This is a genomic window from Lachnospira multipara ATCC 19207 (assembly GCF_000424105.1).
GTDB lineage: Bacteria > Bacillota > Clostridia > Lachnospirales > Lachnospiraceae > Lachnospira > Lachnospira multipara.
Window position 1 is genome coordinate 457,640 of the sequence record NZ_AUJG01000001.1, and the last position, 16,886, is coordinate 474,525.

Annotated in this window: 15 protein-coding genes; 14 read left to right on the forward strand and 1 reads right to left on the reverse strand. The window is 36.2% G+C overall.

All coding sequences use genetic code 11. The annotated features are described in order from the left end of the window. Positions 1–38: 38 nt before the first annotated feature. The 4 genes from thiS to G600_RS0101990 all read left to right on the forward strand — a co-directional run bounded on the left by thiS (position 39) and on the right by G600_RS0101990 (position 3,038). Positions 39–233, forward strand: coding sequence for a sulfur carrier protein ThiS (gene thiS / locus G600_RS0101975; protein WP_027430432.1), 195 nt, complete (start codon positions 39–41; stop codon positions 231–233). A 64-nt stretch (positions 234–297) separates the two neighbouring features. After that, a complete protein-coding gene (locus G600_RS0101980; protein ID WP_034245167.1) occupies positions 298–1,071 on the forward strand; it encodes a thiazole synthase in 774 nt (257 codons plus the stop codon). 37 nt (positions 1,072–1,108) lie between these two features. Beyond that, positions 1,109–2,443, forward strand: a complete 1,335-nt coding sequence (gene thiH, locus G600_RS0101985) for a 2-iminoacetate synthase ThiH (RefSeq protein ID WP_027430434.1) — start codon at positions 1,109–1,111, stop codon at positions 2,441–2,443. Then, positions 2,436–3,038 (forward strand): thiamine phosphate synthase, encoded by a 603-nt coding sequence (locus G600_RS0101990; RefSeq protein WP_027430435.1) that lies wholly within the window; start codon positions 2,436–2,438, stop codon positions 3,036–3,038. The genes thiH and G600_RS0101990 overlap by 8 nt, the downstream gene beginning before the upstream one ends. Positions 3,039–3,160: 122 nt before the next feature. On the opposite strand, the gene G600_RS0101995 is transcribed toward G600_RS0101990, so the two are convergent. After that, entirely contained in the window at positions 3,161–4,267 is a 1,107-nt protein-coding gene (locus G600_RS0101995) for an Ldh family oxidoreductase (protein ID WP_027430436.1), read from the reverse strand. A gap of 140 nt (positions 4,268–4,407) precedes the next feature. Between G600_RS0101995 and G600_RS15940 the strand changes: the two genes are divergently transcribed. The 10 genes from G600_RS15940 to G600_RS0102045 all read left to right on the forward strand — a co-directional run bounded on the left by G600_RS15940 (position 4,408) and on the right by G600_RS0102045 (position 16,805). Beyond that, positions 4,408–5,637: a hypothetical protein gene (locus tag G600_RS15940; protein ID WP_027430437.1), complete on the forward strand. Its 1,230-nt coding sequence runs from the start codon at positions 4,408–4,410 to the stop codon at positions 5,635–5,637. Between the two features lie 423 nt (positions 5,638–6,060). Continuing rightward, the gene (locus G600_RS0102005; protein ID WP_027430438.1) at positions 6,061–8,703 is read left to right on the forward strand and encodes a valine--tRNA ligase; all 2,643 of its coding nucleotides are present in this window, start codon (positions 6,061–6,063) and stop codon (positions 8,701–8,703) included. Between the two features lie 133 nt (positions 8,704–8,836). Then, entirely contained in the window at positions 8,837–9,193 is a 357-nt protein-coding gene (locus G600_RS0102010; protein WP_027430439.1) for a PAS domain-containing protein, read from the forward strand. 12 nt (positions 9,194–9,205) lie between these two features. After that, positions 9,206–11,173 carry an NAD(+) synthase gene (locus G600_RS0102015; protein ID WP_027430440.1) on the forward strand — a complete coding sequence of 656 codons (1,968 nt, stop codon included), beginning with the start codon at positions 9,206–9,208 and terminating at the stop codon, positions 11,171–11,173. A gap of 19 nt (positions 11,174–11,192) precedes the next feature. Further along, on the forward strand, positions 11,193–12,179 hold the full coding sequence (locus G600_RS0102020; RefSeq protein WP_027430441.1) for a hypothetical protein: 987 nt from the start codon (positions 11,193–11,195) through the stop codon (positions 12,177–12,179). Positions 12,180–12,255: 76 nt separating this feature from the next. After that, positions 12,256–12,903, forward strand: a complete 648-nt coding sequence (locus tag G600_RS0102025) for an HAD family hydrolase (protein ID WP_027430442.1) — start codon at positions 12,256–12,258, stop codon at positions 12,901–12,903. Between the two features lie 150 nt (positions 12,904–13,053). After that, positions 13,054–13,476, forward strand: a complete 423-nt coding sequence (mscL, locus tag G600_RS0102030; protein ID WP_027430443.1) for a large conductance mechanosensitive channel protein MscL — start codon at positions 13,054–13,056, stop codon at positions 13,474–13,476. Positions 13,477–13,912: 436 nt separating this feature from the next. Next, positions 13,913–15,727: a bifunctional homocysteine S-methyltransferase/methylenetetrahydrofolate reductase gene (locus tag G600_RS0102035; protein ID WP_027430444.1), complete on the forward strand. Its 1,815-nt coding sequence runs from the start codon at positions 13,913–13,915 to the stop codon at positions 15,725–15,727. A 439-nt stretch (positions 15,728–16,166) separates the two neighbouring features. Continuing rightward, complete coding sequence (locus G600_RS0102040; RefSeq protein ID WP_027430445.1) at positions 16,167–16,346, forward strand: TBP-associated factor 9 domain-containing protein; 180 nt, start codon at positions 16,167–16,169, stop codon at positions 16,344–16,346. Between the two features lie 63 nt (positions 16,347–16,409). After that, positions 16,410–16,805, forward strand: coding sequence for a hypothetical protein (locus G600_RS0102045; protein ID WP_027430446.1), 396 nt, complete (start codon positions 16,410–16,412; stop codon positions 16,803–16,805). Positions 16,806–16,886 lie beyond the last annotated feature (81 nt).

Below are 16,886 nucleotides of genomic sequence, written 5' to 3' on the forward strand. Positions count from 1 at the left end.
TGCGCTGAAATTGCTTTTTATAAGAAAGGAAGGAAAAGATGGTAAAGATTAACGGACAAAGCCTTGAGGCAGCTGGTCGCAATCTTTTAGAAGTTGTTAGAGAACTAGAGTTTAAGGATAACAGCTATGTTATTGAATACAACCTAGAGATTCTTAAAAAAGAATTCTATGATAAGACAACTTTAAAAGATGGCGATGTTGTGGAAGTAGTTTCATTTATGGGTGGGGGCTGATTAGTCCCACTTTAAAAGAAGATTTTAATCGGGTTTAAACCGGTGCTTAAGGGAGGAAAAAATTTTGAATAAAGAGGACAAATTAGTATTAGGCGGAAGAGAGTTTAACTCTCGATTTATCTTAGGTTCAGGAAAGTATAACCTTGAGCTTATTAAGGCAGCAGTTGAGAATGCAGGAGCTGAGATTATCACTCTTGCAGTTAGACGTGCAAACACTAAAGATTCAGAGAATATCATGGATTATGTGCCTGAAAATGTCACATTACTTCCAAATACATCAGGGGCAAGAGATGCGAGTGAAGCTGTTAGAATTGCCCATCTCTCAAGAGAACTTGGTGGCGGAGATTTTGTAAAGGTAGAGATTATGAAGGATTCTAAGTACCTACTACCTGATAACAACGAAACTATCAAAGCTACTGAGATTCTAGCTAAGGAAGGTTTTGTAGTACTTCCTTATATGTATCCAGACCTTTATGCTGCAAGAGAATTAGAAAATGTAGGTGCAGCTGCAGTTATGCCACTTGCCTCACCAATTGGTTCTAACAGAGGTCTTGCAACAAAGGATTTTATCCAGATTTTAATTGACGAAATTGATTTACCAATCATTGTTGATGCAGGTATTGGTAAGCCATCAGAAGCCTGTGCAGCCATGGAAATGGGTGCTTCTGCAATTATGTGTAACACAGCTATTGCAACAGCTAAGGATATTCCAATGATGGCAACAGCTTTTAAAAATGCAATCGAGGCCGGAAGAAGTGCCTATCTTGCAGGACTTGGAAGAGTCTTAACAAGAGGCTCTGAGAGCATGGACCCATTAACAGGATTTTTAAGAGACTAGATTACAAACTAGCTTTAATTAAGAAAGAAGGATAAAAATGGAAAATGAATTTTTAGTGGATTCAGATAAGTTATCTGAAGCTGCCCTAAAAAGAAAGCATGAAATAGAAAATAATAAGTCAGTAAGAATTGATCATATGAAATTCTTACCAAACATGGATCAGCTTGAATCAGACATTCAGGATAAGGTCTTAGAAAACTTAAAGGATATAGATTGGGATTCTTATACAGATGCAGATGTTTACCGCGCCCTTGCAGCTAAGACTCCAAGTATTGAAGACTTCAAGGCCCTACTTTCTCCTGCAGCTAAAAAGCATATTGAAAAGATGGCGGCTAGAGCAAAGATAGAGACAGCGAAACATTTTGGCAACACTGTTTATCTCTTCACTCCGCTCTATATTGCAAATTACTGCGATAACTACTGCGTTTACTGTGGTTTTAACTGTTATAACGACATTAAGCGTAAGAAGATGTCTTTTGAAGAAATACGACATGAAATGGAAGTTATCTCTAAGTCAGGTATTGAAGAAATCCTTATTTTAACTGGAGAATCACCTGTTTATAGTGACGTTAAATATATCGGTGAGGCTTGTAAGCTTGCAAGAAAATATTTCAAAAATGTAGGCCTTGAAATCTACCCTGTTAATGTCAACGATTATAAGTATTTACATGAGTGTGGCGCAGATTACGTAACAGTTTTTCAGGAGACCTATAATCCAGATAAGTATGAGACCCTACATTTGCTTGGAAATAAAAGAATCTTTCCATATAGATTTCAGGCACAGGAAAGAGCAATTCTTGGTGGCATGAGAGGTGTGGCTTTCTCAGCCCTCCTAGGTCTAACAAACTTTAGAGAAGATGCCCTTGCCTCAGCCCTTCACCTATATTTCCTAGCTAGAAAATACCCTCACGTAGAGTATTCACTATCCTGTCCAAGACTTCGTCCTATTGTTAATAACGATAAGATTAACCCTCTTGATGTGCATGAAACTGAGCTTTGCCAGATTCTATGTGCCTATAGAATTTTCTTACCATACGTTGGAATTACTGTTTCTTCAAGAGAAGAGAAACACTTCCGCGATGGTATTGCAAAGATTTGTGCTACAAAGATTTCTGCTGGAGTGTCTACTGGTATTGGAGATCATGAGGAGAAATACGAGGCCTACAAAGAAGAGGAAGAAATGGAAAGCAAGGCTAGCGATTTTGATAAGAAGGAGAGTATTAAAGCGTTGCAGCAAGAGGCCGTATCAGAGAATGAAGAATGCGGTGATGAGCAGTTTGATATTTCAGATAGAAGAAGCTTTGACCAAATGTATGACGATATGGCAGGTGAAGGTTTGCAGCCGGTACTAAACGATTACATTTATGTATAAAAGAATTTGTGTAACTAATAGACATTTAGTCACAGGAGATTTTTTTGAACAAATAGGACATGTAATAAATATGAAAGATTCTCCTGATATGCTTATCTTAAGAGAAAAGGACTTAACTAAAGAGGAATATTTAGAACTTGCAAGAAAGGTGAAGAAATTAGTTTTTGATATGGGAAATCCTCAAAACGGGAAAGAATCTTATAATAAAACTATTCTTTATCTTCATAATAATATAGAAGCAGCTAAGGTCCTTGGTATTAGAAATATTCATTTATCCTTTGGGGAATTTATGAAAATAAAGGATTTAAGAATTATTCGTCCCTTTTTTGATAGTATTGGTACTAGCGTGCATTCTCTAGAAGATATTAGGCTTTGTAATGAGGCGGGCTTTGATTATGTCTTTGCAGGTCATATCTTTGAAACAGATTGTAAGAAGGGACTGAAGGGAAGAGGTCTTGACTTTTTAAGAGAAGTTGTGACTGAGGCTAAGATGCCAGTTTATGCCATTGGTGGAATAAAGACTTCTAATGAAGAACTTTGTATAGAGGCTGGGGCAGCAGGAGTTTGTAAGATGTCTGCCTATATGACTATATAAGCCTTAATTGTGGCTAGCTTTATAGAAAAACCAGACATATATAAGAAATCAAAAAAGCAGGTGTTAGAATTTTCTAGCACCTGCTTTTGGTAAATTTTATTCAAAAATTAGCTTTGTAAATTTTACTCAAAAGGGAATGTGTAAGGCAAGTTATATTTATCTCTAATTTCAATAAATTCCTTCTGAACAGCTTCACCTACCGGAACACCTTTTTCCTTTCGCTCCTGCCATACAAGCCATTCTTTTTCACCGGCAGTATAGATTCTATCTTGGCCTGGGGCTTTTTGTGAAGCACGAAGTTCCTTTAGAATCTCAGTTGTAATCTTTTTAAAGTCTTCAGCACCGCAGAAGAAATCAGGGTTAATAACAATAAAGAAATGGCCAAGATGATATGGGCCTTTATTGCCATTTGCATCAATACCTGAAAGAGCCTTTAGGAAGTTACCGGAAGCTAGAGCAGCAGATAAAATCTCTACAATTGTAGCGTAGCCATAACCCTTGTAACCTGCAAGTTCTTCTCCGATTCCACCAAGTGGGGCAAGGGCAGCTTCTCCCTTAGTTAAGTCCACTAGGATTTCGCTACTATTTGTTTTAGCCTCACCATCTTTACCTATAACCATACCAGCTGGTGTGTCCTTACCTGATCTAGCATAAAACTCAATCTTACCTCTTTGAGTAATAGAAGTTGCACAGTCTAGAACAAATGGGAATTCCTCATTTGTTGGCATAGCAAAGGTAAGGGGATTAGTACCTAGCATATTTTCAACACCAAAGGTTGGTGCAATGGAAGGTCTTGCATTAGTACCGGTAATGCCAATCATATTTTCTTTAGAAGCCATCATAGCCCAGTAACCAGCGATACCGTAGTGGGTTGAGTTTCTAATAGCACCGGCGGCCATACCGTAAGTTTTAGCCTTTTCTATCAGGCTTTTCATCATTTTATAAGAAGCCACCATTCCCATACCATCGTGGGCATCAGCAACTAATGTGGTTGCCGTATCTTTAATAACTTCGTAATTAGTTACGGGATTTTGAATGCCTGCATTGATTCTGTCAATGTAAATTGGCTTAAAGCGGTTGCAACCATGACTTTCAATACCTCTGCGGTCACTTTCCATAAGGACGTCTGCGCAAATTTTAGCATCATCCTTTGGTACCCCAACTGCCACAAAGGCATCTCTCATGAAGTCGCCAATTAAATCCCAAGGAACATAAGGTCTTGTCTCCATATAAAAATCCTCCTCTATATATTTTAAATTTTAATTGTGAATTTAAGTTACTTTAAGTATAGCACAAAATCTGTAATTTAGATAATAAACTTGTTATTTTGCCAAGATTGTTTATAATGAAGGTAGAAAAGAGGTAGCTTATGTTAAAGAAATTAAAAGTGGTTTTTAGCATAGTCATGGTTGCAGTAGCGATTTTATCTATTGCAGCTTATGGCCTTATTAAACGAGCAAAGAATAATGACAATGACATAGAGAATGTATACGGCGCCGACGAAGAGGAAACTACAAGTATTGATTGGTCTTCAATTATTGAAAATGAATCTGAGACCGAGAGAGCTGTTAATCCTGATTTAACGGTCTATGACGGTTTGCTACGTGCAATAACTTTTTGGGGAGACTCAATGACGGAAGGTATCGGTGATGAGATTGGTGGAGTTGTAGAACTTGATGGTAATTACTATGACGTTACTGGTCTTGCATCTTCTGATACCGTGGGCTATTTAACTGGTCTTAAGGTGAATAACCTAGGTAGAATTGGTGAGACTTCCTATGAAATTGCCCTAAGAGAGGGCGGAATTTCCATGTATCTTGATAGAGACGTTATTGTAGGAGATGAACCTGTTAGAGTAAATATCGTTACAGAAGATGGTGGCCTAGTTTATATGAATGACTACAATGGCTATGGCTGTTCAAGTTATATGCATGAAAGTGATATCGTCTATATTGAAGGCCTAAGATTTAAGGTTTTATTAGACGATGTGGGTAACATTTATCTAGAGAAGTTTTATAGTCTAGATGATAGTTTTGCTTATCTTTATGCTTATGGAGATGAGATAAGTGCTAGCGTTTTAAGAGATTCAATACCTGTGAGCCTTGAGAAGGGTAGTGTTGTAAAAACTGCCGCAGCCGTAGAAACAGCTGGAGATATTTTAGTTATAGAGGTCGGAAGTAACGGCGGCTGGGAAGATTATGATGATTTAATAGCCCAGATAGATTCTATGATTGTTGCAAATAACTGTGATTACTACATTATTGTAGGGGACACTGATGACCCAGGGGATAGTATTGCTGAATGGTGGGAAACAGATGTGGATGCCCAGGGTAATCCAAGAGGACTTATGACTACAGAATGGGAGAATGCATTATCAAAAGCCTATGGGGATCACTTCCTTAATACAAGACTTTATTTAATTGAAAATGGCCTTAGCGATTGCGGTTTGGAAGAGACGGAAGAAGATTGCGAAGGCTATGAGTATGGAAAAATCTCAAGTCAGCTAAGATATGACTGGACACATTTTAATGCCTATGGCTATTATAGTCAGGCTCTAGCTATTTATAAAAAGGGCGTGGAGCTAGGATATTGGGATTAAGGCTAGTAACTAGCTTACTAGCTAATATTTAGGCTTGATTTTTTACTTATGGCATATTATTATTAGAAAGTACATATTTTGAACAAGTTTTTAGAATATGTTAATTCAATATTTATGCTATAAGAAAGAGGAGTAAGCTAACTAGTAGCCAACAGAGAGAAATATCCATATTGGCTGGAAGATATTTTTGGTAAAGATTAGTGGAAGGTAGCTTTCTTGCAGTAAGACCGAGAACCTTTTAGGCTATTTTGATTAAGAGATTCATTTTCAAAAGCAGACTAGATGACTTAAGTCTTACCGGGAATTCCCGTTACAGAATTTAATGAGTATAATCAAAGGTGGTACCGCGTTTAATACGCCCTTTGCGAGCAAATGCCCGCAGAGGGCGTTTTCTTATTATTTATTATTTTGAAGGAGTAAGATATGAGTAAAGAATTAGCAAAGACTTATAACCCTGCTGATATTGAAGATAGAACATATCAGAAGTGGTTAGATAAGAAGTATTTCCATGCAGAAGTTGATAGGAGTAAGAAACCATTTACAATTGTAATGCCACCTCCAAATATTACAGGTAAGTTACATATGGGTCATGCCCTTGATAACACAATGCAGGACATTTTAATTAGATTTAAGAGAATGCAGGGCTTTGAAGCTTTATGGGTGCCTGGTACTGATCATGCTTCAATTTCAACAGAAGTTAAGGTTACTAATGCCTTAAAGGATGAGGGTATTGATAAGCACGAGCTTGGTAGAGAAGGTTTCCTTAAAAGAACTTGGGAATGGAAGAAGGAATACGGAGGAACAATTACAAGCCAGTTAAAGAAAATTGGTTCTTCATGTGATTGGGACAGAGAAAGATTCACAATGGATGAGGGCTGTTCTAATGCCGTTCAGGAAGTTTTCATTAAGTTATATGAGAAAGGTCTTATTTACAAGGGTTCAAGAATCATTAACTGGTGTCCAGTATGTAATACATCTATTTCTGATGCTGAAGTTGAGCATGAGGAGCAGGCAGGACATTTCTGGCACATTAACTACCCAGTAGTTGGTGAAGACAGATGCGTTGAAATCGCAACAACAAGACCTGAAACATTACTTGGTGATAGCGCACTTGCAGTAAATCCTAAGGATGAGAGATATACAGACCTTGTTGGTAAGGAAGTTAAGCTTCCACTTACAGATAGAACAATTCCTATTATTGCTGATGAATACGTTGATATGGAATTTGGTACTGGTGTTGTTAAGATTACTCCAGCTCATGACCCTAACGATTTTGAAGTTGGTAAAAGACACAATTTATCAGAAATCAACATCCTTAATGATGATGCTACAATCAAGGTTGAAGGCAAATATAAGGGTATGGATAGATACGAAGCTAGAAAGGCTATGGTTGCTGATTTAGAGGCAGAAGGTCTTTTAGTTAGAGTTGAAGACCACGTTCATAATGTTGGTACACATGATAGATGTAAGACAACTGTTGAGCCTATGATTAAGCAGCAGTGGTTCGTTAAGATGGAAGATCTTATTAAGCCAGCAGTAGAAGGCGTTAAGAATGGTGACATTCAGTTAATTCCAGCTTCTATGGATAAGACTTTCTACAACTGGACAGATAATATTAAGGACTGGTGTATTTCAAGACAGTTATGGTGGGGTCATAGAATTCCAGCATATTACTGTGATGAGTGCGGTGAAATGGTAGTTTCAAAGGATGAGGTTTGTACTTGTCCTAAGTGTGGTGGTCACATGACTCAGGATCCTGATACACTTGATACTTGGTTCTCATCAGCTCTTTGGCCATTCTCAACACTTGGTTGGCCAGAAAAGACAGAAGAACTTGATTATTTCTACCCTACTAACGTATTAGTTACAGGTTACGATATTATCTTCTTCTGGGTAATCAGAATGATTTTCTCAGGTTATGAGCAGATGGGTAAGAAGCCATTTGATAAGGTATTATTCCACGGTCTTGTTCGTGATTCACAGGGTCGTAAGATGAGTAAGTCACTTGGTAACGGTGTTGATCCACTTGAAGTTATTGAAAAGTACGGTGCTGATGCTCTTCGTTACACACTTATTACAGGTAATGCTCCTGGTAATGATATGCGTTACTACGATGAGAGAGTTGAAGCTTCTAGAAACTTTGCTAATAAGGTTTGGAACGCATCAAGATTTATCATGATGAATGATCCAGATAATAAGGTTAAGGCAACAGATGAAATTCCAGCTAACTTAACATCAGCTGATAAGTGGATTTTATCTAAGCTTAACAACTTAGTAACAGAAGTTACAGACAACTTAGAGAAGTATGAAATGGGTATTGCTGTAGATAAGATTAACAACTTCTTATGGGAAGAGTTCTGTGACTGGTATATTGAAATGGTTAAGCCAAGACTTTATAACGACGAAGATACAACAAAGGTTGCAGCTATTTGGACTTTAAAGAAGGTATTAATTGATGCCTTAAAGTTACTTCACCCATATATGCCATTTATTACAGAGGAAATCTTCTGCAATATTCAGGATGAAGAAGAGTCTATTATGATTAGTAGCTGGCCTGTATATGATGAGAAGTTTAACTTCGCTGATGAAGAGAAGGCTATTGAGGCTATTAAGGTTGCAGTTAGAAATATCCGTAACTTAAGAGCTGAGATGAATGTAGCTCCAAGTAGAAAGGCAGCAGTTTATGTTGTATCTGAGGATGCTTGGGTTAGAGATACATTTGCAAATGCTAACGCTTTCTTTGCAACTCTTGCTTACGCTTCAGAAGTACATATTCAGGAAGATAAGACAGGAATCTCTGAAGATGCTGTTTCAACAGTTATTCCAGATGCAGTAATCTACATTCCATTTGCTGAATTAGTAGATATTGATAAGGAAATCGAGAGATTATCTAAGGAAGAGAAGAAGCTTAACGGCGAAATCGCTCGTTGTAACGGTATGTTAAATAATGAGAAGTTCGTATCTAAGGCTCCAGAAAGCAAGATCAACGAAGAGAAGGAAAAGCTTGCTAAGTATAGTGCTATGCTTGAGCAGGTTAAGGAGAGATTAGCTTCGCTTCAGAAGTAAATTTTTTCTAAAAATATTTGTAAAATATAATATTAGACTAGATAATATGCCTGATTTAGCTTATTATTTAGTTAAGTATAGTGATTGGCCACCTCGAATTTTCGGGGTGGCTATATAGAAAGGTAGGATTTTTATGGCAGATTCAATGATAGCAGTACCTTACGTATGTTTCTCAATTCTTATGAGAAGCGGTAGAATTCTTGATATCGATGAGAGATTTACAGAAGTTTTAGGTTACACAGAGGAAGATATTAAGGACGGAAAGATTAGTTTTAAGAACTTAGTACCTGATGTAGAATATGAGTCTTTAATTCAGGAATTTAGAGAACAGTTTATTGAAAAGAGATATGTTTGTTATCAGCATGAGTTAGTTTCAAAGGACAATCATATAACAAAGGTTGTATCTTTCTACAGACTTGAGAACAAATTACTTGACGGACATAGAGTTTTAAGAGTTTCTTGTGCAATGCCTGAAAATCTTAGTGAATAAGGAGTTTCTTTAATGAAAGATGGTTTTGTAAGAGTTGCAAGTATGACTCCTAAGGTAACAGTAGCGGATGTTAGAGCAAATCTTGAGGCAGTTAAGGTCTTAATGAAGGAAGCTTATGACAAGGGTGCAGCTATTGTTTCTTTTCCAGAGCTAGTTTTAACTGGCTATACTTGTAATGATTTATTTTTACAAAAAAAGCTATTAGATGAGGCTAAAAAGGCTTTAGTAGAGTTAAAGGAATATTCTAGTGAATTTCCTGGAACTCTTTTCTTTATTGGACTTCCATTACAGGTAAAGTCTAAGCTTTACAATGTTGTGGCAGCAGTAAAGGATGGAGAAATTTGCGGCTTTACAACAAAAAAGTATATTCCAAACTATGGGGAATTCTATGAGGCAAGATGGTTTAATCCGGGTCCTGTTAAAGGGGATTTTATAGAATTTGGTGAGGACTACATTCCGTTTTCAAATGAACTTTGCTATAAATTTTCAAATTTCGAGGACTTAATCGTAGGCGTTGAAATTTGCGAGGATTTATGGACAGTTAACCCACCAAGTACATCTATGGTTACAGTGCAGGGGGCATCTTTAATTGTCAATGCTTCGGCAAGTAACGAGCTTATTGGCAAGGCAAACTATAGAAAGAGCCTTGTATCAAGTACTTCAGCTAGACTTCTTTGCGCTTATGTTTACACAAGTGCAGGTGAGGGCGAATCCACTCAGGATATTGTCTTCTCAGGTCATAATATTATTGCTGAAAATGGTAGCGTGCTCGCAGAGTCTAAGCGTTTTAGCGGCGAGAGCATCTATGCTGATATTGATGTTGAAAAGTTAGTTGCCGAAAGACGCAGAATGTCTACCTTTAGAGCAAATGAGGATAGATCAGCAGATTTTGCAGCTATAATTAATCTTGATGAAATTAGAAAATTAGACTTAGAGCTTAATAGATTTTATGATAAGGCACCTTTCGTACCTTCTGATAAGGAGGAGAGAGATGCAAGATGTGAGGAAATCTTAAATATTCAGTCTTATGGCTTAAAGAAGAGATTAGAACATACTCATTCTAAGTCAGCGGTTATTGGTATTTCAGGTGGCCTTGATTCTACACTTGCATTACTTGTTACTGCAAGAGCCTTTGATTTATTAGGTTTAGATAGAAAGGGCATTACTTGTGTAACAATGCCTGGATTTGGTACAACTGATAGAACTTATTCTAATGCAGTTTTACTTACAAAGAAGCTAGGTTGTTCTTTAAGGGAGATTAGCATTGTAGATGCTGTTAGACAACATTTTCATGATATTAATCACGATGAGTCAGTGCATGATGTCACTTATGAGAACAGTCAGGCAAGAGAGCGTACACAGCTTTTAATGGATATTGCTAATCAAACAGCAGGTCTTGTAATAGGTACAGGGGATTTATCAGAGTTAGCTCTTGGTTGGGCTACATACAACGGCGATCACATGTCTATGTATGCTGTAAATGTATCTATACCTAAGACTTTGGTAAGACATTTGGTTAGATTTTATGCTGATACATGTAAGGAAGAGGAATTATCTAGAGTCTTACTTGATGTACTTGATACACCAGTATCTCCAGAGCTTTTACCACCAGATAAGGATGGCAAGATTGCTCAAAAAACTGAGGATTTAGTAGGCCCTTATGAGTTACATGATTTTTTCCTTTATCACATGTTAAGATTTGGCATGACACCAAAGAAATTATTTAGAATTGCAAAGCTAGCTTTTGCAGAGGAAATCAAAGAAAATACATATTCGGATGCTATAATCTACAAATGGCTTCGTACCTTTACTTGGAGATTCTTTGCTCAACAGTTTAAGCGTTCTTGTTTACCAGATGGACCTAAGGTTGGTTCTGTAGCAGTATCACCAAGGGGAGATTTAAGAATGCCAAGTGATGCAAGCTCACATATTTGGATGCTTGAACTTGACGAACTTAAAGAAGAGCTAGGTATAGAATAATTTATGGAGGTTTCAAAAAATGGGAAAGAAACAGGAAAGTAATGACAATACTGGAAAAGTCGTTACTAAGTATGACAAGAAGGTAGCTAAAAGAAAGGAAGAGGAACGTAAGGCAAAGCGTAATAAATTTATTGCAAAAATCGTTGCCTTATGCCTCGTGGCAATTATTGTAATTAGCGGTGTTGCTGCATTTTCTTTAAGATACTATAGAATTCATACACAGTTTATTAAGGTTAATAATGAAAATGTAAGCGAAATCGAATTTGATTTCTATTACGGCATGACTAAGTCCACATTATTTAATACTACACTTTATAGCGACATGACATATCTTGATTATTATGAGAATTACTTAGGCTATAGTTCTTCAAAGAAGGATAAGGCTCAGACATATTCTGATGATTACACATGGTATGATTATTTCGCATCACAGACAGTTGATACAATTAAGGAATATAAGGCATTATTACAGTTAGCTAGTGAAGCTGGTTACGAGTATACAACAGCTGATGATGACTACAATGAATTTGTTGAAAATATTACATCAACAGCAGAGTCTAATAGTATGTCCGTTAAGGAATATGTTAAGTCACTTTACGGCGACAATGCTAGCCTTTCAAATATCAAGTCATATATTCTTGAAGTTTTAGAGGCTCAGAGCTACCTTGAGCAGTTACAGGAAGAACTTGCTGCAACTGATGAAGAAGTAGCTGCTTATATTGCTGAAAACTACTCAAGCGATTCTACAGAATCAACTGATTCAACAGAATCTACAGATTCTACAGAGGATAGTTCTACTGATTATGATGAAGATGAGATTAGATCAACAATTCTAAGCCAGAAGTATAACGAGGTTATTAGCCCTGTTATGGAGGCTATGAGCTTTACTAATATTCATAACAGAATTAAGATGTACAGCTCATCTACAAGCTCAGATTCAGAGGATTCTGACACAAGCGAGGAATCAACAGAAGAATCACAAGAGTCAACTAGTCAGGCTGAATAATTAAAAGAAAGTTTAGTTAGGCGCCATTTTGGCGCCTTTTTTGACAATAGACTAGGCTTGAAAGGGAATTAGATTTATGAATTACGAAGATTTATATAAATATAAATATGCCATTTTTGATTTAGATGGAACTTTACTAGATTCTTCTGATGTTTGGACAAAGGTGGATGAGGAATTTTTAAGAAAAAGAAATATTCCTATGACAGAGGAATATGCCATTGAAATTAAAAAGCATAATTTTGAATCTGGCGCAGTTTATACAGTTGAGAGATACAATTTAGAGGAAGATCCAAAAGACATAGTAAATGAATGGTATGGCATGGCAATTAAGGCCTATAGAGAGGACATTATGCTAAAGCCTGGGGCCTTTGATTTACTTAAGAAGATGAAGGACTTAAATATTAAGCTTGCAGTGGCTACCTCTTCAGATGAGGTACTTTATAAGGATTGCTTAATTAGAAACGGCATTTATGACTTCTTTGATGTCTTTGTACAGACTAAGGAAGTTAATAGAGGAAAGGAATTTCCTGATGTCTATATAGAGGCGGCAAAGCGTATTGGAGCAGATATTAGTGATTGTCTTGTATTTGAAGATTTATATGTTGCTATAAATGCAGCAAAATCCGCAGGTTTTAAAACTATTGGCGTATTTGATAAGTCTAATTTAGATGATATTGATGCCATTAAGGATGCTTCTGATTATTACATAGAGCAATATTGCTAATCTAGGGCATTAGTAAGGGAGAATTGTTATAAGATTGATTTTTCTATTGCCAATTTTAATGAAATAAACTAAAATAAATTCTAGAAGTGTTTTAGAAAGCTTTCTAGAATAATATCAAGAATAAATCTATGAATTGGGGAGGATTATCATATGAAAAAATTCTTTAAAGAATTCAAGGAATTCGCGCTTAAGGGAAATGTAATGGATATGGCAGTCGGCGTTATCATTGGTGCTGCATTTGGTAGTATTGTAACAGCCCTTACAACTGATTTCATCAATCCATTAATCAACTCAATTGGTGGTGCTAGCTTTGGTGGTAAGATACATTTACCATGGTCTGGCACAGGTGAGAATGCTCAGTATCTTTTATGGGGTGATTTCTTAACACAGGTTGTAAACTTCATTATTATGGCTTTTTGTATCTTTGTTATGGTTAAGGCTATTAATAAGCTTACAAGTCTTGGTAAGAAGGAAGAAGTTAAGGACCCAACAGAGAAGGAGTGTCCATACTGTTTTAGTAAGATTTCAATTAAGGCAACACGTTGCCCACATTGTACATCTGAATTAAAGTAGGATAATAAGTAAAGCTTAGGAAAAGATTAGTGAATAAAAGGGATAGGTAAGTTGCTATCCCTTTTTTGATTTACTAGCAAAAATGCAATAAAAAAGAAGCCAGGCATCAATAGGTCTCCCTCCTATCATTACTAGCTTCTTTTTTATTTTACTTTTTGTTAATAAAAGGCCTCCCAACTTTTCATCAACGTAAACCTATATAATACTGTGTCACGATCTTAATTTATACACAGTCTTGTTTCTTTCTTACAAGAAAATATTAACATAGTATTAAAATTTCTTATTCACTCCAAAAGGGGGGTATTTCTATCAAAACGAATCGCTTTTGTACTTATTCCTATACATTAAATTTTTATTAACAAAAATTGAAAGTAATATGTTATACTCAACCACAGTGTTTATCCTTTAAAATCGGGGGTTATTAGGTAAGGAATTTATGAATTTAAAAGCTTTTTTAAAAGATAATCGATTAATGATAGATGGCGCTTTTGGTACATATTATAACAATCTTTTTGATACTAATGAATTACCAGAATTTGCCAATATAACTAATAAAGATAGGGTAATTAATATCCATAAAGAATATATAGAGGCTGGTGCTAAGCTTATTAGAACTAACACCTTTGCATGTAATAGCATAAGCCTTGATACAAGTATAGATAGGGTTAAGGACTATATAAGAGCTGCTATTTTTAATGCTAGAACAGCTATTAAATTAGCGAAGAAAGAAGCTAATAAGGAAGATGAGCTTGGCGATAGCGATACATTTTTAGCAGCATCCATAGGGCCTATCCCATTTAGTGACTTAATGGATAGAGAGATGCTTACAAAGGAGTATCTTGAGATAGTTTCTGCCTTTATTGAAGAAGGGGTTGAAATCTTTGATTTTGAGACATTTGATAGCCTAGATTACATAATGGAGGCTATTAAGCTTGCTAGTAAACATGGTGAGGTTTTAGTAAGTTTTTCCGTAAATCAGTATGGATATAGTAATGCTGGCCTTTCTGCAAGACATTTATTAGAGGATGCCAACAATTGCGAGGAAATCTTTGCAACAGGCTTTAATTGCGGGGTTGGACCTAGTCACATGGAGGCAATTATAAAGAAGCTTAGCTATATGATAACTAAGCCACTTATAACAGTTCCTAATGTGGGTTATCCTTCTAATGTCAGCGGTAGAATGGTTTTCCTTAATCAGAACGTGGATTATTTTAAAGAAAGAATTGATAACTTACTTGACTGTGGCGTTGATATTATTGGAGGCTGTTGTGGTACTAATCCAAAGCATATCAAGGCTATAGCTAAGGACTTCGATTTTAAGGGAAAAGTTCGTAATAATGACAATAAGGTAAAGGAGACAAGGAAAGAAGCAGTTACTGATGCAGCCTTTTATAATAAGCCTAATCAGGCTAGTGGTAAGCTAATTGCTGTTGAGCTTGCACCTCCTCTAAACGGAGATGATGAGAAGCTTATTTCTTCGGCTCTTTATTTAAAGAATAAGGGTGTGGATGTGCTTACTTTCCCTGATTCACCTTCGGGTAGAACAAGAGCAGATTCCATTCTTGTGGCTAATAAAGTAAATATCGAGACAGGAATGTGCGTTATGCCACACATTTGCTGCAGAGATAAGAACGCAATTGCTATTAGATCTCAGTTACTTGGAGCTTATGTTAATGACATTAAGAATTTCCTTGTAATTACAGGAGATCCCATTCCATCAATTGTTCGTTCAAGCGTAAAGTCAGTATTTAACTTTGATTCTGTGGGGCTTATGAATATCATTAAGGATATGAATTGCGACCAGTTTAATCAAAGTCAGATGGTCTTTGGTGGTGCTATTAATCAGGGCAGAAGTAATTTTAAGGTAGAGCTAAATCGCGTCCTTAAAAAGCTTGAGGCCGGCGCTACATTTTTCTTTACACAACCAATATTTAGTAAAGAGGATATTGATAGGCTAAGGACTATAAAAGAGGCTGTGGGAGATAGGGCAAAGATATTAGCGGGGATTATGCCTTTAGTAAGCCTTAAGAATGCTAGCTTTATGAAAAATGAAATGGCAGGAATTAACGTTACTGATGAAATTATTTCCATGTATCGAGAGGACATGACAAAGGAAGAGGGAGAAGAGGTTGGTATTAAGGTGGCAAAGTCTGTTATAAGTCAGACTAAGGACTTTATTGACGGCTATTATTTTTCATTTCCTTTTAATAGAGTTTATCTTTTGGATAGAATTGTTAGTGACGAACTTTAACTCAGTCGGAGTACAAGCTCCGACTGAGTTAAACGCTCCGCGAGGATGCGCACGGATTCGGACAGGAAATTGTCTGCTGAAGCAGACCCGAATCCGGCGCGCAAGACTCGCGAGCGAGTCTTGACTTTTTGATAAAAAGCGACGTAATTGACACATTTTCGGGACTTTATTTATATTTAAGAAAATGTAACAAAGCCAGTATTTACGGGGCTTTGCGCCCCTTGTGTAATTGACTATTAATAGTATATATGTTATAATTAGGCAAATGTGAATCGGATTGATATCTACATTACGATTTAGAATTCTTTCTCCCAAAAGAATTTTAAAAGACAGTTTTAATACCCGGTTAGAATTGTCTATATAAGATAAGAGAAACAATCTTTGTTTCTTACTTAGTTGCATTTATATAGCAAAGTAACAAGTCGGAGGTTTTAAGTATATGAGTATGAAAATGGATGAAACTCAGGTAAAACATTTTATTATTACTGAGAGAAGAAAGGGAACAACCATTGAAGAACTAGTATTTATCCTTCATGATAATGGGGTTCCAGACTATGAAATATCTAATTTTCTTGATTTATCAATTAGATATGTGGAAGATGTTTTGAGTGACGGTTAAAACTTATTTTAATATTTTTTATGGGAGGGGTAATATATTTAAGAAAGATAGAGAGGTATTTTGATGGAAGTTTTAAAAATATCTATTACTTCTGAAGAATCAAGAAGTTATCATAATATATTTGGACGATTAAAGGCACTTAATCTTGTAGACTGGTTAAAGGCTTATATTGTCTCAGTTATTTATGTTGTAATATTAGGAGTGGCTTTTTATGCCTTAGCTAGACAGACAGCACTTTATGTGTGGTTTGTAGTTCCTACAGCATTTAAGCTAGTAGCTTTTTTAATTCTTTTGTTTATAGCAGCTATGCAGCGTTCAGCCAATAAGCAGGTGGCTAATCTTCTTAATAAGTATTTTGTAAGTAACTTACAGGAAGAGATTTTAAGGGGAAAGATAAGACTTAAAAAAGTTAAAGTTGTAAAAGACAAGATACTAGTATATTATAGAAAAGATGAGTAAATCTCATAAATAAATATGACTATTTAAAGTGCGGCGCTTTTTGCCCGCACTTTTTGTACGAATAAGAATTACGAGGCATAA